At 55.3% G+C, this 293-nt stretch carries 1 protein-coding gene; it reads right to left on the bottom strand.

The features are described from left to right. The coding region (locus tag GQA99_RS21045; protein WP_369126863.1) for a chlorophyll a/b-binding protein at positions 1-172 on the bottom strand (172 nt) is incomplete at its 3' end. Between the last annotated feature and the right edge of the window lie 121 nt (positions 173-293).

Below are 293 nucleotides of genomic sequence, written 5' to 3'. Positions count from 1 at the left end.
ATCGACAGTGGACTAGCTCTGCTTGTACGTTCCATTTTAGACTGTCCGGATCCGATGAAAGACCAAGAGGATCAAATCCGAAGTCACCGGGGAGGCTACCGTCGAGCCACTCTGGAGGAGTGCTTCCGGGGAACCAGATCGGTCTCTCTGGATCTGCTGCAACGGCGCGCACCGACGCATCCGGCCTGGACACAGCTGGAACCGTCAACTTCTTCTTCAGCCTCAGTTTCTTCCCACCCAAGAAACTTGGAGAAGAAATGGCGGCGATGGCAGAAGAAGCACAAAGAGATGCC

It is taken from the genome of Shewanella litoralis, assembly GCF_009828585.1.
Taxonomy (GTDB): domain Bacteria; phylum Pseudomonadota; class Gammaproteobacteria; order Enterobacterales; family Shewanellaceae; genus Shewanella; species Shewanella litoralis.
Note: the sequence above shows the minus strand (reverse complement) of the source record. Positions and strands in the feature narration are given on the sequence as shown.